At 72.5% G+C, this 18,572-nt stretch carries 19 protein-coding genes; 11 read left to right on the top strand and 8 right to left on the bottom strand.

The genetic code is table 11. The features are described 5' to 3' along the window. The first annotated feature begins 9 nt into the window (after positions 1–9). Positions 10–594, top strand: coding sequence for a DNA-3-methyladenine glycosylase I (locus ACTYVM_RS15190; protein ID WP_445526490.1), 585 nt, complete (start codon positions 10–12; stop codon positions 592–594). 40 nt (positions 595–634) lie between these two features. Here ACTYVM_RS15190 and chcB read toward each other — a convergent pair whose 3' ends face one another. Next, on the bottom strand, positions 635–1,438 hold the full coding sequence (gene chcB / locus ACTYVM_RS15185) for a 2-cyclohexenylcarbonyl CoA isomerase (RefSeq protein WP_400028964.1): 804 nt from the start codon (positions 1,436–1,438) through the stop codon (positions 635–637). 398 nt (positions 1,439–1,836) lie between these two features. Between chcB and ACTYVM_RS15180 the strand changes: the two genes are divergently transcribed. Beyond that, positions 1,837–2,004, top strand: a complete 168-nt coding sequence (locus ACTYVM_RS15180; RefSeq protein ID WP_003966491.1) for a DUF3117 domain-containing protein — start codon at positions 1,837–1,839, stop codon at positions 2,002–2,004. A 99-nt stretch (positions 2,005–2,103) separates the two neighbouring features. Here the strand turns inward: ACTYVM_RS15180 and ACTYVM_RS15175 are convergent, their stop codons facing one another. After that, entirely contained in the window at positions 2,104–2,802 is a 699-nt protein-coding gene (locus tag ACTYVM_RS15175; RefSeq protein WP_445526489.1) for an O-methyltransferase, read from the bottom strand. Between the two features lie 246 nt (positions 2,803–3,048). Between ACTYVM_RS15175 and sigE the strand changes: the two genes are divergently transcribed. The 5 genes from sigE (at position 3,049) to ACTYVM_RS15150 (ending at position 8,406) form a co-directional block, all read left to right on the top strand. Further along, complete coding sequence (gene sigE / locus ACTYVM_RS15170) at positions 3,049–3,750, top strand: RNA polymerase sigma factor SigE (protein ID WP_400029228.1); 702 nt, start codon at positions 3,049–3,051, stop codon at positions 3,748–3,750. After that, the gene (locus tag ACTYVM_RS15165) at positions 3,747–4,700 is read left to right on the top strand and encodes an anti-sigma factor family protein (RefSeq protein ID WP_445526462.1); all 954 of its coding nucleotides are present in this window, start codon (positions 3,747–3,749) and stop codon (positions 4,698–4,700) included. The genes sigE and ACTYVM_RS15165 overlap by 4 nt, the downstream gene beginning before the upstream one ends. Positions 4,701–4,811: 111 nt before the next feature. Next, on the top strand, positions 4,812–6,839 hold the full coding sequence (locus ACTYVM_RS15160; protein ID WP_445526461.1) for a S1C family serine protease: 2,028 nt from the start codon (positions 4,812–4,814) through the stop codon (positions 6,837–6,839). A gap of 177 nt (positions 6,840–7,016) precedes the next feature. After that, entirely contained in the window at positions 7,017–7,529 is a 513-nt protein-coding gene (locus tag ACTYVM_RS15155) for a sec-independent translocase (RefSeq protein WP_445526460.1), read from the top strand. A 205-nt stretch (positions 7,530–7,734) separates the two neighbouring features. After that, positions 7,735–8,406 (top strand): hypothetical protein, encoded by a 672-nt coding sequence (locus ACTYVM_RS15150; protein ID WP_445526459.1) that lies wholly within the window; start codon positions 7,735–7,737, stop codon positions 8,404–8,406. Positions 8,407–8,560: 154 nt separating this feature from the next. Here the strand turns inward: ACTYVM_RS15150 and ACTYVM_RS15145 are convergent, their stop codons facing one another. The 3 genes from ACTYVM_RS15145 to ACTYVM_RS15135 are packed head-to-tail and all read right to left on the bottom strand — an operon-like array spanning position 8,561 to position 11,606. Next, entirely contained in the window at positions 8,561–9,694 is a 1,134-nt protein-coding gene (locus tag ACTYVM_RS15145; protein WP_445526458.1) for an Mrp/NBP35 family ATP-binding protein, read from the bottom strand. Between the two features lie 42 nt (positions 9,695–9,736). After that, the gene (locus tag ACTYVM_RS15140) at positions 9,737–10,333 is read right to left on the bottom strand and encodes a DUF1003 domain-containing protein (protein WP_445526457.1); all 597 of its coding nucleotides are present in this window, start codon (positions 10,331–10,333) and stop codon (positions 9,737–9,739) included. Beyond that, on the bottom strand, positions 10,323–11,606 hold the full coding sequence (locus ACTYVM_RS15135) for a magnesium transporter MgtE N-terminal domain-containing protein (protein ID WP_445526456.1): 1,284 nt from the start codon (positions 11,604–11,606) through the stop codon (positions 10,323–10,325). The genes ACTYVM_RS15140 and ACTYVM_RS15135 overlap by 11 nt, the downstream gene beginning before the upstream one ends. A gap of 244 nt (positions 11,607–11,850) precedes the next feature. On the opposite strand from ACTYVM_RS15135, the gene ACTYVM_RS15130 reads away from it, so the two are divergent. Beyond that, positions 11,851–12,597: a hypothetical protein gene (locus ACTYVM_RS15130; protein ID WP_445526455.1), complete on the top strand. Its 747-nt coding sequence runs from the start codon at positions 11,851–11,853 to the stop codon at positions 12,595–12,597. A gap of 40 nt (positions 12,598–12,637) precedes the next feature. Here the strand turns inward: ACTYVM_RS15130 and ACTYVM_RS15125 are convergent, their stop codons facing one another. Together ACTYVM_RS15125 and ACTYVM_RS15120 are read right to left on the bottom strand one after the other, a co-directional pair. After that, on the bottom strand, positions 12,638–13,150 hold the full coding sequence (locus tag ACTYVM_RS15125; RefSeq protein ID WP_445526454.1) for a hypothetical protein: 513 nt from the start codon (positions 13,148–13,150) through the stop codon (positions 12,638–12,640). A 22-nt stretch (positions 13,151–13,172) separates the two neighbouring features. Further along, positions 13,173–14,288, bottom strand: coding sequence for a magnesium and cobalt transport protein CorA (locus ACTYVM_RS15120; protein WP_400028974.1), 1,116 nt, complete (start codon positions 14,286–14,288; stop codon positions 13,173–13,175). Between the two features lie 500 nt (positions 14,289–14,788). On the opposite strand from ACTYVM_RS15120, the gene ACTYVM_RS15115 reads away from it, so the two are divergent. Beyond that, positions 14,789–15,373, top strand: a complete 585-nt coding sequence (locus tag ACTYVM_RS15115; RefSeq protein WP_445526453.1) for a suppressor of fused domain protein — start codon at positions 14,789–14,791, stop codon at positions 15,371–15,373. A 30-nt stretch (positions 15,374–15,403) separates the two neighbouring features. Here ACTYVM_RS15115 and ACTYVM_RS15110 read toward each other — a convergent pair whose 3' ends face one another. After that, positions 15,404–16,747, bottom strand: coding sequence for an MFS transporter (locus ACTYVM_RS15110; RefSeq protein ID WP_445526452.1), 1,344 nt, complete (start codon positions 16,745–16,747; stop codon positions 15,404–15,406). 149 nt (positions 16,748–16,896) lie between these two features. Here ACTYVM_RS15110 and ACTYVM_RS15105 point away from each other — a divergent pair, with 149 nt between their 5' ends. Continuing rightward, entirely contained in the window at positions 16,897–17,538 is a 642-nt protein-coding gene (locus ACTYVM_RS15105) for a DUF6758 family protein (protein WP_445526451.1), read from the top strand. Positions 17,539–17,634: 96 nt separating this feature from the next. After that, complete coding sequence (locus tag ACTYVM_RS15100; RefSeq protein ID WP_445526450.1) at positions 17,635–18,492, top strand: PHP domain-containing protein; 858 nt, start codon at positions 17,635–17,637, stop codon at positions 18,490–18,492. Positions 18,493–18,572 lie beyond the last annotated feature (80 nt).

Genomic DNA, 18,572 nt, shown 5'->3' with positions numbered 1-18,572 from the left:
GACGACACGATGACGGCGGGTGCCGCGATCGCCGGTCCGGACGGCGCCCTGCGCTGCCCGTGGGCCCTGTCCACGGCGGAGTACGTGGCCTACCACGACGAGGAGTGGGGCCGCCCGGTCCACGGCGACGACGCGCTCTTCGAACGCCTCGCCCTGGAGGCCTTCCAGTCCGGCCTGTCCTGGATCACCATCCTGCGCCGCCGCGCCGGCTTCCGCGCCGCGTTCGGGGACTTCAAGATCGCGGCGGTCGCGGACTTCACCGACGCCGACCGCGAGCGGCTGCTCGCCGACACGGGCATCATCCGCAACCGCGCCAAGATCGACGCGACGCTGGCCAACGCGCGCGAGCTCACCGGCTGGTCACCGGGCGAGCTGGACGCCCTCATCTGGTCGCACGCCCCCGACCCCGCCGCCCGCCCGGTGCCCAAGACCCTCTCCGACGTCCCGGCCGTCACTCCCGAGTCCACGGCCCTGTCGAAGGCCCTGAAGAAGCGCGGCCTGCGCTTCGTCGGACCGACGACGGCGTACGCCCTGATGCAGGCGTGCGGCCTGGTGGACGACCACCTCGCGGACTGCGTGGCACGCCGCTCCTGACCCGGCCGGGCAGGGGGCGGCGCACCGGCCCGCACCGCGGTCAGCGGCCCAGGTACGTCGGCTTCTCCTTGTTCACGAACGCCTGTACGGCGATCGCGTGGTCCTCGGACTGCCCCGCCCGGGTCTGGAGCTCCTCCTCCTTGCGGAGGGTCTCCTCCAGGGAGTGCGTCAACCCGTAGGCCACCGCCTCCTTCAACGCCGCGTACGCCACCGTCGGCCCCTCGGCCAGCGCCCGCGCCACCTTCTCGGCCTCGGCGCGCAACTCGGCGGCCGGCACGACCCGGTTGGCGATGCCCAGGTCGTGGGCCTCCTGGGCGGTGATGCGGCGCGGGAAGAGCAGCAGGTCGGCGGCGCGGGCCGGGCCCACGGCCCGCGGCAGGGTCCACGAGATGCCCGAGTCCCCGGTGAGCGCGACCCCCGCGAACGAGGTGTTGAAGGACGCGGTGTCCGCCACGATCCGGTAGTCCGCGGCGAGCGCGAAGCCGAAGCCCGCCCCGGCGGCGACCCCGTTCACCGCGGCGACCACCGGCTTTCGTGCCCCCGCCAGTGCCCGCACGATCGGGTTGTAGTGCTCCCGCACGGTGCTCATGGTCTGTCCGGATCCGGTCTCCCGGTCGGCGGCCAGCAGTCCGATGTGCTCCTTGAGGTCCTGGCCCACGCAGAACGCCCGGTCCCCGGCGGCGGTCAGCAGCACCGCCCGCACGGCGCCGTCGTCCGCCGCCTCCCGGGTCGCCTCCCGGAGGGCGACCTTGGCGGCGACGTCCAGCGCGTTCATCGCCTCGGGGCGGTTCAGCGTGATCGTCGCGAGTCCGTCGCTCACCTCGTAGAGCACGGTGTCGGCCATGGGGCATCCCCTCCGGTGTCGCCTCGACGTACCGCTCGGTACGTCCTGGTCGGACCTGGTCCGAGGACAGCATGGCGGAGATCACCGGCCGGGGCGTGGACCCGGCATGTGACCTGCGTCAAAGAATTCCGGCGCCGTCGCGGCCGGCGGACGGACACGTGGGGGCGCAGTATCGCAGCCACATCGCCGAATTGAGTGGTTTTGCTCGCGCGCGTTGCTCAAGCGATGCCAACCGATGTTGGTCATCGGGTCCCGGGATGCGGGATAATGGCTTGGAAGCAATGTGTTCGATGCCGGTGTCGCGTGTCCTGTGCCGTTGTGGGCAGGGGATCACGCGCGTGCCCTCTCGTGGGCCGTCGGCTTTGACGATGAGCTGGGTTTCAGGAAGGGGAACGAGCATGGCGGCCATGAAGCCGCGGACGGGTGATGGCCCGCTCGAGGTGACCAAGGAGGGGCGGGGCATCGTCATGCGCGTTCCGCTCGAAGGCGGCGGGCGGCTCGTCGTCGAGCTGACCCCTGACGAGGCCGACGCGCTCGGCGACGCCCTCAAGAAGGTCGTCGGCTGACGCGCAAGCGACCATACCCTTTGAGCTGCCCCGGCATCGTACGCGGTGTCGGGGTCGCCGTTTGTGCGGGGAAGTGCGACACGCGGACGACGGGGACGCTCAGCGCTTGACGGCGCACAGCAGTCCGTCTCCCACCGGCAGCAGCGACGGCGTCAGGTCGGGGCTCTCACGCACGGTGCGCAGCAGTTCCCGCAGCCGCACGACCTCCGTCGGCTGCGGTCCGGAGTCCACCGTCCGCCCGTGCGCGAAGACGCCTTCGAAGGCGACGAGGCCTCCCGGCCGCAGCAGGCGCAACGATTCAGCGAGGTAGTCGGGGAACTCCATCCGGTCGCCGTCGCAGAACACGAGGTCGTACCCCGCGTCCGCGAGCCGGGGCAGCACGTCCAGGGCGCGGCCGGGGATGAAGCGGGCGCGGTTGCCGGCGAAGCCCGCGGCCCGGAACGCCTGGCGGGCGAACTGCTGGTGCTCCGGCTCGGGGTCGACGGTGGTCAGTACCCCGTCGGGACGCATGCCGTGCAGCAGGTGGATCCCGGAGACCCCGGTGCCGGTGCCGATCTCCGCGACCGCCTTCGCGTCCACGGAGGCGGCCAGCAACCGCAGCGCGGCGCCCGCGCCGGGCGACACCGAGCGCAACCCCGCGTCCCGGGCCCGCTCGCGGGCCCAGTGCAGCGCGTCGTCCTCGGCGACATAGGCGTCGGCGAACGCCCAGCTCGTCTGCCGGTTGCCGGTAATGACCCTCTCCTGTCCCCATGGATGCCTGGGCGTGACTGTATCCGTTGGGGCCGGGAACCCGCAGATGGGACCGGTCGTTTGAACGGGTGAGGAAGAGACGTGGGACGCGACGGCGGTGCGGACGGGGGGTATGGGATGGATCGGGACACCGAGCAAGTGCTGACGCAGCCGCACCAGCCGGGCCAGCACGTGTCAAATTCTCGTAAAACTACTTATCCGGAGCTAACGGGCGAGGTGGCTATGGTAGGGGCTCCACTGGACACCACCAGAGCCGACAGGGGAGGTGCGGCTGCGCCTGTGGATCGGGGAGGAGTGCTGCGGCGCTTTCTCGGATCGGCGGGCAGGCCGAAATCCGTGACCGACACCGCTGCCGACGTGCGCCACGCCGCCGATTCCGCCCAGACCGCGACCTTCTCGACCGACGCGGACGGGCAGGCGTGGACTCCGCCCACCTGGGAGGAGATCGTCAGCACGCACAGCGGCCGCGTCTACCGCCTGGCCTACCGCCTCACCGGCAACCAGCACGACGCCGAGGACCTCACCCAGGAGGTCTTCGTCCGCGTCTTCCGCTCCCTGTCGACCTACACGCCGGGCACCTTCGAGGGCTGGCTGCACCGCATCACCACGAACCTCTTCCTGGACATGGTCCGCCGCAAGCAGCGCATCCGCTTCGACGCGCTGGGCGACGACGCGGCCGAGCGGCTGGCCAGCAAGGAACCCACCCCGCAGCAGCTCTTCAACGACGCGCACTTCGACGCGGACGTCCAGCAGGCCCTGGACACCCTCGCGCCCGAGTTCCGCGCCGCGGTCGTCCTGTGCGACATCGAAGGACTGTCGTACGAGGAGATCGCCGCCACCCTGGGCGTCAAGCTCGGCACGGTGCGCTCCCGCATCCACCGCGGCCGTTCGCAGCTGCGCAAGGCCCTCGCGCACCGCTCGCCGCAGGCCCGGGCCGAGCGTCGCGGCTTCGTGGCCCCGGTCCCCGTGCTGGGAGGAGGGGGCGCTCCCGCGTGAGTGGATCACGACCGAACCCCGCGGGGCGCCTCGCGGAACAGCACCTGGGAGACCGGCTCGCCGCCCTCGTGGACGGCGAGCTCGGTCACGACACGCGTGAGCGTGTCCTGGCACATGTGGCTACCTGTCCGAAGTGCAAGACGGAGGTGGACGCGCAGCGCCGTCTGAAGAACGTCTTCGCGCAAGTGGCCCCGCCCCCGCCCTCCGAGAGCTTCCTGGCCCGCCTCCAGGGCCTTCCCGGGGGTGGTACGGGCGGTGGCGGCGACGGCGGCTCTCCGCTGGGCGGGGGAGGGCTGCCCGGAGGCCTGTCCGCAGGCTCCGGGGTGTTCGGGGTGCCGCGCGGCGAGCAGTTCGAGTTCGGGTACGTGCCGGCCGGGCCGCATCCCGCCGCCCCCGCGCAGGAGCGCGGCTTCCGGGTTCACCCCGTGGGCCGTCCGGACAGTGAGCGGTCCGCCTCGCGCGGGCTGCGCTTCGCGTTCGTCGCCGCCGGGGCGGTGTCGCTGGCCGCCGTCGCCCTGGGCGGGGTGACCACCGGCTCGGCGGGTGACACCGTCGCGGACGCGCGCGGCGGCTCCGGCAACGGCAGCAACGTGACTCCGGCGGGTACGGACGTGGCGCCGGCCTCCGACACCGCGCGGCGCCGCCAGTCGGCCGCGCCGCAGCAGTCGGCACAGGGGCAGCGGTCGTCGGGCCCGGCGCAGTCGGCCTCGACGACACCGGCCGCACCGCTGCTGCCGGGGGCGGTGCCGCCCGGCGGGCAGCCGCCGGACGCGATGCATCCGCTGACCACACCGGTGGTCGCGGGTGCGGCCGTCATGTCCCCGCTGATACGCCCGCTCACCGCGACCCCGCCGATCTCCCTGACCTCGTGGTCCGCCGACCCCGGGGCCACGACCCCGGGCCTGCTCACCTCGCCTTCCCCCACCGCCTCCTTCCGCACCGCGCGCTGACCGGGCCCTGCGCCGCGGCCCGGGAACCTGGTTGAATCCACAGTGGTCGCGCCCATGACACCGGTCGGGGCGCGGAGTGGACGCCGTGCCGCGACCCGCTGTGGGGAGAACATGAACGAGGGCAAGCCCACCAAGTCCGCCCGCCCGAGATGGTGGAGCCGATCGGTCCCTGTGGACGAGCGGCCGGAGGGCACACCAGGAGCCGACCCGGCCGAGGGTGCGGCAAGCGGTGGGTCCGTGGGCGCCGAGCCGCAGGCCGCGGTGCCCGCACGAGCGGACGCAGACGGCGACTACGAACTCGACCGCCCCCGCCAGGCCTCCGGCGCCGCCCCCGACACGGGCGACTTCGAACTGGCCCAGCCGCTCAGGGCGCCCGCCGAGCCGGAGGACACCACCGATCCCGCGGCCGGGGATTCCGATGCCGGGGTCGGCGACGACCGGCCCGTTGACGCCACCGTCGGGCGTCCCAGGCCGTTGCACGACCCCGATCCCTACAGCACCCCTCCGTACGGTGAGCCGGGCCCCTGGGCACCCGCACCGCCGGTGCAGCACCCGGCGGTGACGCCCGCGCACGGCACGCCCACGTTCCCCTCGGGCAGCCCGGCCCCCGCCACCGCCCCTGCCGGCGCTCCCCAGGGCACGCCCGCCGCCGACGACCAGCCGCCCTACGGTGCGGCACCCCCGGCGGCCCCGCCGGGAGCCCCGGCTTCTTCACAGCCCGCGCCCTCCGGCCCGCCCTCGCCTCCGCAGGCCCGGGCCGCCGCACCGCAGGGGGCGCCTCCCGCGGACGCCAGGCCGGCGGGCGTGCCGCACGGGGTGCCTTCCGCGGACGTCAGGCCTGCGGGCGTGCCGCAGGGGGCGCCCGGCGCGGGCGATCCGGCGTACGGCTCGCCCGCCCCCGCCCTCGCCCCCGGTGCCGGGGCTGCCTCCGCCGACCCCTGGGGGCGCTACGACCCCTGGGGCGCCGGCCGGGCCGCCGCGCCGTTGCAGCAGACCGGGGCCGGCGTGCTCAGCGTCGAGCAGCGGCACCGGCGGGTCACCCGGGCCCTGGTCGGCGGGGCCGTGGTGCTGGCGCTGGTGTCCGGAGCCCTCGGCGGGCTCGCCGGGGCGTACATCGAACGCGACGGCGGCCTGGGTGCCGTGGAGTTGCCGCAGGCCGGGAAGGAGCCCGCCGGGCGCGCCCCGGACAGCGTCGCCGGAATCGCCGCACGGGCCCTGCCCAGCGTGGTCACCCTGCACGTCAGCGGCTCCGGCGAGCAGGGCACCGGCACCGGGTTCGTGCTCGACGACCGCGGCCACGTCCTCACCAACAACCACGTCGTCGAGAACGCCGCCTCCGGCGGCGAGATATCGGTGACCTTCAGCGGTGGCCAGACCGCCAAGGCCAGGATCGTCGGCCGGGACACCGGCTACGACCTCGCCGTCGTCCAGGTCCGCGGCGTGCGCGGCCTGACCCCCATCCCCCTCGGCAACTCCGACAACGTGCAGGTGGGCGACCCGGTCGTCGCCATCGGCGCGCCCTTCGACCTCGCCAACACCGTCACTTCCGGCATCATCAGCGCCAAGGAGCGCCCCATCACGGCCGGCGGCGAGAAGGGTGACGGCAGCGACGTGTCCTACGTCGACGCCCTCCAGACCGACGCCCCGATCAACCCCGGCAACTCGGGCGGCCCCCTCCTGGACGCCCGCGGCCGGGTCGTCGGCATCAACTCCGCCATCCGCTCCGCGGACACCGGCTCCGACCCGCAGACCGGCCAGGCCGGTTCCATCGGCCTGGGCTTCGCCATCCCCGTCAACCAGGCCAGGCGCGTCGCCGAGGAGCTGATCAACCACGGCAAGGCCAGCCACCCGGTGATCGGGGTGACCCTGGACATGAACTACGCCGGTGACGGAGCCAGGGTCGGCGCGAAAGGCGCGGACGGCGGTCCACCGGTCACTCCCGGAGGTCCCGGGGCCAAGGCCGGCATCACGGCCGGAGACGTCATCACCGCGGTGGACGGCCAGCGCGTCCACTCGGGCGAGGAACTGATCGTCAAGACCCGCGCCCACCGCCCCGGCGACCGTCTGGAGTTGACCGTCGAACGCGACGGAAGGGCACGGAAGGTCTCCCTGGTGCTCGGGTCCTCGAACAGCAACTGACACAAACCATGCGGAACGAGCCGGAAAATCCGTCGTGTACATGCAGTCCGACACCTCGGGGCGGTATCGGACAGGCACGTGAGCCGGGTACCGTGGATCCGGCCCGGACCACGGACAGCCCCACACAGACCGGACCACCCGAGGGCCGAGGACCGAGGACATCGCAAGGAGCTTCAGGTGTTCAATGACATAGGACCGCTCGAGCTGCTGACGATCATCATCGTGGCCGTGCTCGTCTTCGGTCCCGAAAAGCTCCCGAAGGTCATCCAGGACGTGACGCGCACGATCCGGAAGATCCGTGAGTTCTCGGAGAGCGCCAAGCAGGACATCCGCGACGAACTCGGCCCGGAATTCAAGGACTTCGAGTTCGAGGACCTCAACCCCAAGACGTTCATCCGCAAGCAGCTGGACAGCGACGAGCTGGGGCTGAAGGAGATCCGCAACGGCTTCGACCTGAGGAAGGAGATGGCCGAGGTCACGGACGCGGTGAACGGCAACGAGTACGACTCCTCGGCGTCCTCCGCATCCTCCTCCACGGGTTCCTCGGGTTCCTCGGGTTCCTCGGGTTCCACGGGCTCCTCGGGTTCCACGGGCTCCTCGGGCTCGGCCGGCGGCCGGATCGACATGACCAAGAAGCCCGAGAGCCCTGGTCAGGACGAGCGTCCGCCGTTCGACATGGACGCCACCTGAGACGCGTCCCGTGTGACGCGTCTCACGCCGCGTGCAGGGCTGTGCGCGGCACGAAACGGCTGGACCCGCGACCCACGCGCCGGGCGGTTTCCCGGCTGCCCGAAGCGGGATGGATATGCTGCCGAGTTGTTGTGCGGACCGGACGAGTACGCCCGAAGGGGGGCGGGCCGCCCCGGTTCGACGAGAGCGAGGAGGCCTCCGGCACATGGAGACGACACGTCGGGCAGGCGCGCAGGCGCCGCCCGCGGAGGGCGGACCACAGTTCCCCTTCGCCCGGCGCACGGTCGACGGCTACCTGCTGGCACCCTTTCCCTGGTACGGCCTCGACGAGGCCTTCACGGGGCCGCGCTGGCTGATGCAGGTCGGCACCTCGGCCGACGGTTCGGTGGAACACGGTGCGACGGGGCACGGCGACGAGCCGTCGGTGCGCAACGAGTTCGTGTCCGGAGCGCCGGACGAGCCCAAGGAGAGGTTCGCGGTCGTCGTCACCGTCGCCGCCCAGCCCGTACGGCGCCTCGCCGACGGCACGGGCCAGCTGGAGGCCACCTCGGTCTCCTCGGCGGCCTGGCTGGCCGCGGTGGGCCTGCTGTCCTTCACCTGGCCCGGACAGGTGGACCACACCCTGCGGGACGACTGGCTGGAGCAGCAGACGGAGGCCGCCTGGGAGCTGGCCGACGACCTGTCAGGACCGGAGTGGTCCATGCTCTCCCTGCCCGTGGACGGCATCCCGACGCCCTTCTACTACCGGGAGTCGGAGTTCGGCTGGGTGCTCGCCGGCTCGACCTCCCAGGGGGTCCACGTCGGGGCGTACGGCAGGGGCATGAGCGCGTACGGGCTCGGCTTCGCCATGATCAAGGACATCAACGCGTACGCCTGACGCCACGCGGCACACGCGGCAGGCAGGGGCGCCGTCCACGCGGGACGGCGCCCCTGCCACCGTACGGGCGCGACAGGCGTCGCACGGGCCGCGACGGCCCTCGTAAGGCCCTGATCCGGCCTGATCCGACCGAGTGGCCCTGGGCCGACAGGCCCTAGAACTTGTTCTTCGGGGTGATCCCCAGCGACAGCCCCGCAAGGCCCCGCTGCCGGCCCGCGAGCTTGTCGGCGATCGACCGCAGGGCCGAGCCAGCGGGGGAGTCCGGGTCGGTCAGCACGACGGGCTTGCCCTCGTCGCCGCCCTCGCGCAGCCGGACGTCGATCGGGATGGAACCGAGCACCGGGACCGTGGCACCGGTGGTGCGGGTCAGGCCCTCGGCGACCATGCGGCCGCCGCCCGTGCCGAAGACGTCGACCATCTCGTCGCAGTGCGGGCAGGGCAGGCCGGACATGTTCTCGACCACGCCGACGATCTTCTGGTGGGTCTGGACGGCGATGGAGCCCGCCCGCTCGGCCACCTCGGCCGCCGCCTGCTGAGGCGTCGTCACCACCAGGATCTCGGCGTTCGGCACCAACTGGGCCACGGAGATCGCGATGTCGCCGGTGCCGGGCGGCAGGTCCAGCAGGAGGACGTCCAGGTCGCCCCAGTACACGTCCGCCAGGAACTGCTGGAGCGCGCGGTGCAGCATTGGGCCGCGCCAGACGACCGGCGCGTTGCCCGGGGTGAACATGCCGATGGAGATGACCTTCACGCCGTTCGCCGACGGCGGCATGATCATGTTCTCGACCTGGGTCGGGCGGCCGTCCGCGCCCAGCATCCGCGGCACGCTGTGGCCGTAGATGTCGGCGTCGACCACGCCCACCTTCAGACCGTCGGCCGCCATCGCCGCCGCCAGGTTCACCGTCACCGAGGACTTGCCGACGCCGCCCTTGCCGGAGGCGACCGCGTACACGCGGGTGAGGCTGCCGGGCTTGGCGAACGGGACCTCGCGCTCGGCCTGGCCGCCGCGCAGCGCGGTCGCCAGCTCGCGGCGCTGCTCGTCGCTCATCACGTCGAGCGTGACGTCGACCCGGGTGACGCCCTCGACGCGGGAGACGGCGTCGGTCACCCGCTGGGTGATCGTCTCGCGCATCGGGCAGCCGGAGACCGTCAGATAGACGGTGACCGCGACCGCTCCGTCCGCGCCGACCTCCACCGATTTGACCATGCCGAGCTCCGTGATGGGCCGGTGGATCTCGGGATCGTCAACCGTCGCCAGAGCTGCGCGCACCGCGTCTTCCGTAGCCATAAGGACGATGGTACGGCGCCCCCTGTCGGCCCAGGGACCCCGTCACCGGTCGTCCATGTCACGTGTGCTCGGGTGATCCGCCGGGAATACCCCGCGCCGGCCGTGCCCGTCGGCACTCAGCGCCTCCAGCTCCTTGACCAGGTCCTGGAGCTCCGAGCGCATCCAGTCGCGGGTCGCCACCTCGCCCAGGCCCATGCGCAGCGCGGCGATCTCGCGGGTCAGGTACTCGGTGTCGGCGATCGACCGCTCGTCCTGCTTGCGGTCCTGTTCGAGGTTGACCCGGTCCCGGTCGTCCTGCCGGTTCTGCGCCAGCAGGATCAGCGGGGCGGCGTAGGAGGCCTGGAGGGACAGGGCCAGGGTCAGGAAGATGAACGGGTACTCGTCGAACCGCAGATGCCGGGGCGCGGCCACGTTCCACAGCACCCACACGACGATCACCACCGTCATCCAGACGATGAACCGCCCGGTGCCCAGGAACCGCGCGATGCGCTCGGACAGCCGCCCGAAGGCGTCCGGGTCCCACTCCGGAAGCAGCCGGCGCCGGGGCGGGCGCGGCTGGTCCAGGCGGCCGGCCCGCGGCCGCCCGGCGGCGGTGGCCCCCACCGGCCGCTCGCGGGTGCCCTCTCGCTCAGCCGCCATGCGCCGCCGCCCCCTCGTCCAGGTCGTACTCCGTCTCCCGCCAGTCGTCCGGCAGCATGTGGTCCAGGACGTCGTCCACGGTGACCGCGCCGAGCAGCGATCCCGACTCGTCGACGACGGGCGCGGCCACCATGTCGTAGGTCGCGAAGAACCCGGCGACGACCGGCAGCGTGGCGTCGGGGGCGAGGGGTTGCAGGTCGTCGTCGAGGATCGAGCCGACGAGGGTGTAGGGCGGGTCGCGCAGCAGCCGCTGGAAGTGCACCGCGCCCAGGTACTTCCCGGTCGGGGTCTCGTCGGGCGGGCGGCAGACGTAGACCTGGGCGGCCAGCGCGGGGGAGAGGTCGGGGTTGCGGACCCGGGCCAGGGCGTCGGCGACGGTCGCGTCCGGGCGCAGCACGACCGGTTCGGTCGTCATCAGGCCGCCCGCGGTGTGCTCCTCGTACGACATCAGCCGGCGCATGTCGGCCGCGTCGGCGGGCTGCATCAGCCCCAGCAGCCGCTCCCGCTCCGCCGTGGGCAGCTCGGCGAGCAGGTCGGCGGCGTCGTCCGGGTCCATCGCCTCCAGCACGTCGGCCGCGCGCTCGTCCTTCAGCTTGCCGAGGATCTCGATCTGGTCGTCCTCCGGGAGCTCTTCGAGGACGTCGGCGAGCCGGTCGTCGTCCAGCGCGGCGGCGACCTCGGCGCGCCGCTTGGCGGACAGGTGGTGCAGCACGTTGGCCAGGTCGGCGGGGCGCAGCTGCTCGAAGGTGGCGAGCAGGCTCTCCGCGCCCTGCCCCTGCTCCTCCAGCGAGAAGCCGGTGACCGCGGACCACTCCACGGTCAGAGCCTCTCCCCGGTTGCGCCGGAACGTGCCGCCCTTTCCGCCCTTGCGGACGAAGACGCGGTCGACCTCCCAGTCCCGGCGCGCGGGCAGCTGCCGCACCGACATGTCCAGGACCGTGACCTCCTCGCCGGTCTCCGCGAGGGTCACCCGCCGGTCGAGCAGCTCGCCGAAGACGAGACGTTCGGTGGGCCGCTGCTCGAAGCGCCGGACGTTGAGCACGCCGGTGGTGATGACCTGGCCCGACTCGATGCTGGTCACCCGGGTCATGGGCAGGAAGATGCGGCGCCGGGTGGCGAGTTCGACGACCAGCCCGAGCAGGCGGGGCGGCCGCCGCCCGACGCGCAGCATGACGACCAGATCGCGCACGCGGCCCACCTGGTCGCCCGCCGGGTCGAAGACGGCGACCTGGGAGAGGTGCGAGACGAAGATCCGGGGGGCGCCCGCTGCCATGGCTGCGCCTCCTTTGCGCGGCTGTGTGGTGCGTGGTGCTGTGCGCGGCTGTGTGGTGCGTGGTGCGTGTCGTCTGTGCCGGGTCTCTTTTCCCAAATGCCCGCTCAGGTGCGCTTCAGGCTAGCCCGTCCACCTCGGATACGCCCTGGTGAGGATCCGGAAGAGCCGGGTCCGCCGGGCGTGCGCGGCACCGGTACGCTGCCGTACGCCGCTTGAGGACACCCGTCAGAAAGGCGCTCCCCCAGTGACCGTGATTCCCCAGGGCCGTACCCGCCGGGCCGCGCTGACGAGCGCGCTGTGTGCTCTGGTCGTCGCGGGCGCGGGCCTGACGGGGTGTTCCGAAGAGGATCCGGACGCGGGGACCAACGGGGTCGGCAAACTGCCGGCCGACACGATCCAGGCGAAGGCGAAGGCGGCGGCCGCCTCCGCGGACACCGTGCACCTGTCCGGGAACGTGGTCAGCAACGGCCGTACGTACCGGCTCGACATGCGCCTGAAGGACGAGGGCGGCTCCGGCTCGGTCACCTCGCAGGGGGTGGCCTTCGGGCTGCTGCGGGTCGGGGAGCAGCTGTACCTGAAGGCGAACGCCGAGTTCTGGGGTCAGGTCGACGGCAGCGGCAAGGCCACCGGGGCCGCCGACAAGCTGGACGGCAAGTACGTGAAGGTGCCGCAGGGCGACCCCGCCTACCAGCGGTTCAGCGGCTTCACGCACAAGGACGTCCTCCTGGACGGCCTGCTGACGCTGCACGGCACGCTGGCCACCGACGGGCACCACGAGCAGGCGGGCGTCCGCACGATACGCATCAACGGCGGCGAGGGCACCGGCGGCACCCTGGACGTCTCCCTGGAGGGCACCCCCTACCCGCTGCGCCTGGTGCGCGCGGGCGACGCGGGCACGCTGACCTTCTCGGACTGGGGCAAGAACTTCTCCCTGGCCCAGCCGGAGAAGAGCGAGACGGTCGACTACGGCAAGCAGCTGCCGACGTCCTGACCCGGGACCGCCGACGTCCTGACCCGGGACGGGGGCGGCGCTACTTCCGCCGCCGCCGCTTCACCAGCAGCCGCGGCAGCCCCTCCGGGGCCGGCCGGCGGGTCGTCGCCGGTGTCGGCAGCGGCGCCTCGGCCAGCGAGCCCTCCGGCGGCGGCGCGGTCGCCCCTGTGGGCTCCAGGCGCAGCACCCGGCACTCGCGGGCCCAGCGCGCCGTCATGGCCTCGCCGTCGGGCGCGTTGAGCCGCTTCCCCTTCAGCTCGGCCACCACCTCCTGCCACCGCGGGGTGTCCGGCGCGACCTCCACCACGTGCGCGGCCCAGGCGACCAGACGGCCGCCCTTGTCCTTGCTGCGCACCGTCACCTCGGCGGCGGCCCCGTCGGCCAGTCCGGGCAGCGGCTGCTCGCCGGGCCCGTCACCCACCACGCACGCGGCGCCCTCGTGCCAGACGTGCCACAGGGCACGGGCCGGGACACCGGGGCCCCTGACCCAGATGAGGCCGGACTTCTTCGTGGCCTCCTCGACGAGGGCCTGGTCGAGCAGCTCGCTGTTCATGGCAGAAGGGTAACGAGCCCGCTCACAGCCAGCCGTTGCGCTTGAGGGTGCGGTGGATGCCCAGGCAGATCGCGGCCGTGATGGCCACGGTCAGCGGGTAGCCGTACTTCAGGTGCAGCTCGGGCATGTACTTGAAGTTCATGCCGTACACCCCGCAGACCATCGTCGGAACGGCGATGATCGCGGCCCAGGCGGTGATCTTCCGCATGTCCTCGTTCTGGGCGACGGACGCCTGCGCCAGATTGGCCTGGAGGATGGAGTTGAGCAGCTCGTCGAAGCCGACGACCTGCTCCTGCACGCGGGCCACGTGGTCGGCCACGTCCCGGAAGTACTTCTGGATGTCCGGGTCGATCAGCCGCATCGGGCGCTCGCTCAGCAGCTGCATGGGCCGCAGCAGCGGCGACACGGCCCGCTTGAACGCCAGCACCTCGCGCTTGAGTTGGTAGATCCGGCCGGCGTCGGTGCCGCGCGGGGTGCCGCCACGGCCCGGCGAGAAGACCTCCGTCTCGACCTCGTCGACGTCCTCCTGCAACGCGTCCGCGACCGCGATGTACCCGTCGACGACGTGGTCGGCGATGGCGTGCAGCACCGCGGAGGGGCCCTTGGCCAGCAGCTCGGGGTCGTCCTGGAGGCGGTGCCGCAACGCGCGCAGCGAGCCCTGGCCGCCGTGCCGGACGGTGATGAAGAAGTCCCGGCCGGTGAAGCACATCACCTCGCCGGTCTCCACGATCTCGCTGTTGGCGGTGAGCTCGTCGTGGTCCACGTAGTGGATGGTCTTGAAGACCGTGAAGAGCGTGTCGTCGTAGCGCTCCAGCTTGGGCCGCTGGTGGGCCGTGACCGCGTCCTCCACGGCCAGCGGGTGCAGCCCGAACTCCGCGGCGATACCGGCGAACTCGGCCTCGTTCGGCTCGTGCAGCCCGATCCACGCGAAGCCGCCGTCGCGCCGCACCTGGCGCATCGCCTCCTGCGGGGTGAGCGGCCGGTCGGTCGGGACACGGGCGCCGTCGCGGTAGACGGCGCAGTCCACGATGGCCGACGGCGTCGCCGAGTCGTCTGCGGCGCCGCACGCGCCGTCGTCCTTGCGCGGGGCCGTGCGGGAGGGGCGGACCACGGAACGCAGGTCGCGGATCATCGACATGGCGGGGCTCCTTCGCAGCAAGCGACGAGCGGCTGCCGACGGCGGTTGGAACTGCCCGGAATGAGGACGTGGTGGCCTCAGGAATGTTTGGCACGTCCACAAAGCGGGGAGCACCGCACCGTCGCGGTGGCGAGCTTCGTCACTGGCAGATCAGACAGATCAGACAGATCGAAACGAAACGAAGTGCTCTTCCGTATGAGGTGCGCGAGGGCACGAACGCGAGAGGCGGCGGCCGACCGGAGTCAGAACGACGACATCAGCGGCGGGAAGAGCGGGTGCTACTGCACGGTCGACTTCGATCCATGACAGCCTCACCTCCTCCGGCCGGTCCCTCGTAAGGGAGTCCCATCGGCGTCGGGGCCGGATCGCGACCTCCCCAGGGCTGAGAACCTGGGGGGCGTCAAGCTGCGCGCTGCCCCGGACGACCGGCCAAGAGTATCAGCAGCCCGGCGTGTCAAGGCGCCGCTTTGCCTGTCGCTGACGAGTTCTATGCTCGCCGCATGGCTGACGTTCTTCCTCTGGTCGAGGCCCGGTTGCGTTCCGCGCTGGGCGAACCGGACGCCCGCGCCGCGGTCACCTTCCTCGGCACGGACCGGATCGAGGTGCTGCGCTTCCACGAGGGGGACGTCGTCCGGTACGCCACCCTCGGGATGTCCGCCCGGCCCATGACCGACCCCACCGCGCTGCTGGCCGACCCGGTCGAGGGGCCGCGCGCGGAGCTGGTCCTCTCCGTACGCGCCGGCCTCGCCGACACCGACAAGGTGCTCCGCCCGCTCGCGGTGCTGGGTGCGTCCCCGCAGGTCGAGGGTGTGGTCGTGGCGCCGGGCGCCTCGCTCGACGTGGGTGAGCCCCTGTGGCCCGGCGCGCCCTTCACCTCGGTCCTGGTGGCCGAGCCGGGCGGCCTGGTGGAGGACCTGGAGCTGGACGGGCCGCTGGACCCCGTACGGTTCCTGCCCTTGCTGCCGATGACCCCGAACGAGGCCGCCTGGAAGCGGGTGCACGGTGCGCAGGCCCTGCGGGAGCGCTGGCTGAACCGCGGGACGGACCTGCGGGACCCCGCCCGCGGTTCCGTCCCGCTGGAGTGAGCAAGCTCACCAACAGGCCGCCGGCCGGTGTCAGTTGGCGAAGACCGTGACGCTGTCCTCGGTGGCGTGCCGCGGCTGGAGTTCCTCTGCCATGGGGGTCCCCCCTGCTTGAGCGGAGTCGAGAGCTTGGGGGAGGGTGAGGGCCCTGCGCCGTACGGCGACCACCAGGGCGCCCAGCACCGCGGTGGCCCCCGCGACCACGAACGGGACGTGCGGGTCGGTCCACTCCGCGATCTTCGGCGCGAGGAAGGGCGCGGCGGCGGCGGCGAACCAGCGCACGAAGTTGTAGCCCGCGCTCGCCACCGGGCGGGGGGCGTCCGACACGCCGAGGGCCAGCTCGGTGTAGACGGTGTTGTTCACGCCGATGAAGGCGCCGGACAGGATGGTGCAGACGACCGCGGTGGTGTGGTCGCCGAAGCCGAGCACGACCACGTCGGCGGCCAGCAGCACCAGCGAGCCGCCGAGCACCTTCAGCGAACCGAACCGCTCCTGCATGCGCGGCGCCACCACCACCGAGAACAGCGCGAGCAGCACACCCCAGGCGAAGAACACCGCACCCGACTTGTACGGGGTCATGTTCAGCACGAACGGCGTGAAGGCCAGCACGGTGAAGAACGTGTAGTTGTAGAAGAACGCCGAGACCGCCGCCGAGGCGAGGCCGCCGTGGCCGAGCGCCTTGACCGGATCCAGCAGGGAGGTCCTGCGGGCGGGCCTGGGCTGCTCCTTCAGGAACGTCGTGATGCACAGGAAGCCGACGGCCATCAGGAACGCGGTGCCGAAGAACGGGTAGCGCCAGCTGGCGTTGCCGAGCAGCGCGCCGAGCAGCGGGCCGCAGGCCATGCCGAGGCCGAGCGCCGACTCGTAGAGCAGGATCGCCGCCGCGCTTCCCGCCCGTCGCCCACCACCACCCTTGTCCGACGCGCTGCGCGCGGCCCCTATGGGATTCGCCGCGCCGACGATGACCGCGAGGGCGGTGGAGACGAAGAGCGCGTTGCCGAGGCCCCAGCCGGCCCGGAAGCCGACGAGCTGGGCGACGGAGCCCGAGGTGCCGGCGAGACCGGCGAAGACCACCACGAAGGCGAGGCCGAGCAGCAGGGTCTTGCGGCCGCCGATGCGGCTGGAGACGAAGCCGGTCACCAGCATCGCGACGGCGGTGATCAGGAAGTACGAGGTGAAGAGCAGGGAGACCTGGCTCGTGGTGGCGTTCAGGCCCTTGGCGATGGAGGGCAGGATCGGGTCGACGAGCCCGATGCCCATGAAGGCGACGACGGACGCGCCGGCCGTCGCCCAGACCGCCCGGGGCTGTCGAAGGATGCTTCCCGCACCCGCGTCGAACGGGTCGCCCGCCGCGTGACCTCCTGTGCTGCTGCGCATACCGCTCCTTCCCATCGTTGCTGTTTACACATAATAAGTTAGCTACCCTAATTGATGCAACATGCACCTAGTTGGTCCCGGCCGGGCCCCCGGTCCGGACGGGTGATCGTCCTTGACGCGGCGCTGCCGTGGTAGGACCGTGGGGCCCTATGAGGGGCGAACCCAGTTGCCCGAAGTGCGGTGGCCGGGTCAGGGCTCCCGGACTCTTCAGCGACTCCTGGCAGTGCGGCGTGCACGGGACCGTGTATCCGGTGCAGCCCGTGGTCCCGCCGAGCGTCGAGGCCCTCGGTGTCGTGGTGCAGCGCACCCAGGTGCCGGTGTGGATGCCGTGGCCCCTGCCGGTCGGCTGGCTGTTCACCGGCGTGGTCCATGCCGGTGACGACCGCAGCGGCGGCCGTGCCACGGCCGTGGCCTGTTCCGGACCCGGGCCGCTCGGCGGTATGGGCGAACTCATCCTGGTCGCCGAGGAACTCGGCGTCGGCCTGGGCGCGCGCTACGCCGGCATCGAAGGGCCGGACCCCGGCACCTACCTGGACGTGGAGAAGCCGCCCGACGCCAAGGTCCTGGCCGGCGGCCGCCCCACCCCGCTGTGGCATGTCTCCGGCGCCCCGGACGACCGTGCCGTCTTCGCGGGCGAAGCGCTCGGGCTGTGGCTGTGGGCGGTGGTGTGGCCCGAGCAGTCCGGGCTGCTGATGTACGACGAACTGGTGCTGGCCGACCTGCGGGACGCGGGCGCCGAACTCGACCTGGTGCCGTGCGGGGCGCTCTCGCCGCGACTGCTCCACCCGTAGGGGGCGCACGGCTCTCGCGGGTGTGACACGGCACCCTCGCGCGCCCGTTATCCTGAGGTGTCCCCTTCCGTCCCGTCAGAGCCTGGAGTCCGTGTCGTGCGCGTCGATCTGCACACCCACTCCAGCGCGTCCGACGGCACGGACACCCCGGCCGAGCTGGTGCGCAACGCCGCCGCGGCAGGCCTGGACGTCGTCGCGCTGACCGACCACGACACCACCCGCGGACACGCCGAGGCGATCGCCGCGCTGCCCGAGGGGCTCACCCTCGTCACCGGCGCCGAGCTGTCCTGCCGTGTCGACGGCATCAGCATGCACATGCTGGCCTACCTCTTCGACCCCGCGGAGCCCGCCCTGCTCGCCGAGCGGGAACTGGTCCGCGACGGCCGGGTGCCCCGGGCCAAGGCCATGATCGCCAAGCTGGACGCGCTGGGCGTGCCGGTCACCTGGGAGCAGGTCGCGCGGATCGCGGGCGACGGCTCGGTCGGGCGGCCGCACGTCGCCTCGGCGCTGGTCGAGCTCGGTGTCGTGCCCACCGTGAGCGACGCCTTCACCGAGGACTGGCTGGCCGACGGCGGCCGCGCCTGGGTCGAGAAGCACGAGACGGACCCCTTCGAGGCGATCCGGCTGGTCAAGGGCGCGGGCGGAGTGTGCGTCTTCGCCCACCCGGCGGCGGCCAAGCGGGGGCGCACCGTGCCGGAGTCCCGCATCGCCGAGATGGCCGCGGCCGGCCTGGACGGCATCGAGGTCGACCACATGGACCACGACGCCGACGCCCGCGCGCGGCTGCGCGGGCTGGCCGGCGAACTGGGGCTGCTCACGACCGGCTCCAGCGACTACCACGGCAGCCGCAAGACCGTCTCGCTCGGTGAGTTCACGACGCATCCCGACGTGTACGGGGAGATCACGCGGCGGGCCACCGGGGCGTTCCCGGTGCCGGGGGCCGGCGGGGTCTGAGGTCCGCCTCCCCCCTCCCACGTCACCTCACTTCGTCACCCTTCGTTCTTCCGCTCTTCCGTTCTTCCGCTCTTCCGCAA

The sequence above is a fragment of the Streptomyces cyslabdanicus genome, from assembly GCF_052663305.1.
This window is presented reverse-complemented; position numbering and strand designations above follow the sequence as displayed.

What these genes read in the sequence shown, in the direction of transcription:
- ACTYVM_RS15135 (WP_445526456.1), bottom strand. Translation starts at nt 11,606, where the DNA reads ATGGCAGCGGGCGCCCCCCGGATCTTCGTCTCGCACCTCTCCCAGGTC.
- ACTYVM_RS15150 (WP_445526459.1), top strand. Translation starts at nt 7,735, where the DNA reads ATGGAGACGACACGTCGGGCAGGCGCGCAGGCGCCGCCCGCGGAGGGC.
- ACTYVM_RS15180 (WP_003966491.1), top strand. Translation starts at nt 1,837, where the DNA reads ATGGCGGCCATGAAGCCGCGGACGGGTGATGGCCCGCTCGAGGTGACC.
- ACTYVM_RS15140 (WP_445526457.1), bottom strand. Translation starts at nt 10,333, where the DNA reads ATGGCGGCTGAGCGAGAGGGCACCCGCGAGCGGCCGGTGGGGGCCACC.
- ACTYVM_RS15115 (WP_445526453.1), top strand. Translation starts at nt 14,789, where the DNA reads ATGGCTGACGTTCTTCCTCTGGTCGAGGCCCGGTTGCGTTCCGCGCTG.
- chcB (WP_400028964.1), bottom strand. Translation starts at nt 1,438, where the DNA reads ATGGCCGACACCGTGCTCTACGAGGTGAGCGACGGACTCGCGACGATC.
- ACTYVM_RS15110 (WP_445526452.1), bottom strand. Translation starts at nt 16,747, where the DNA reads ATGCGCAGCAGCACAGGAGGTCACGCGGCGGGCGACCCGTTCGACGCG.
- ACTYVM_RS15160 (WP_445526461.1), top strand. Translation starts at nt 4,812, where the DNA reads ATGAACGAGGGCAAGCCCACCAAGTCCGCCCGCCCGAGATGGTGGAGC.
- ACTYVM_RS15190 (WP_445526490.1), top strand. Translation starts at nt 10, where the DNA reads ATGACGGCGGGTGCCGCGATCGCCGGTCCGGACGGCGCCCTGCGCTGC.
- ACTYVM_RS15145 (WP_445526458.1), bottom strand. Translation starts at nt 9,694, where the DNA reads ATGGCTACGGAAGACGCGGTGCGCGCAGCTCTGGCGACGGTTGACGAT.
- ACTYVM_RS15120 (WP_400028974.1), bottom strand. Translation starts at nt 14,288, where the DNA reads ATGTCGATGATCCGCGACCTGCGTTCCGTGGTCCGCCCCTCCCGCACG.
- ACTYVM_RS15125 (WP_445526454.1), bottom strand. Translation starts at nt 13,150, where the DNA reads ATGAACAGCGAGCTGCTCGACCAGGCCCTCGTCGAGGAGGCCACGAAG.
- ACTYVM_RS15105 (WP_445526451.1), top strand. Translation starts at nt 16,897, where the DNA reads ATGAGGGGCGAACCCAGTTGCCCGAAGTGCGGTGGCCGGGTCAGGGCT.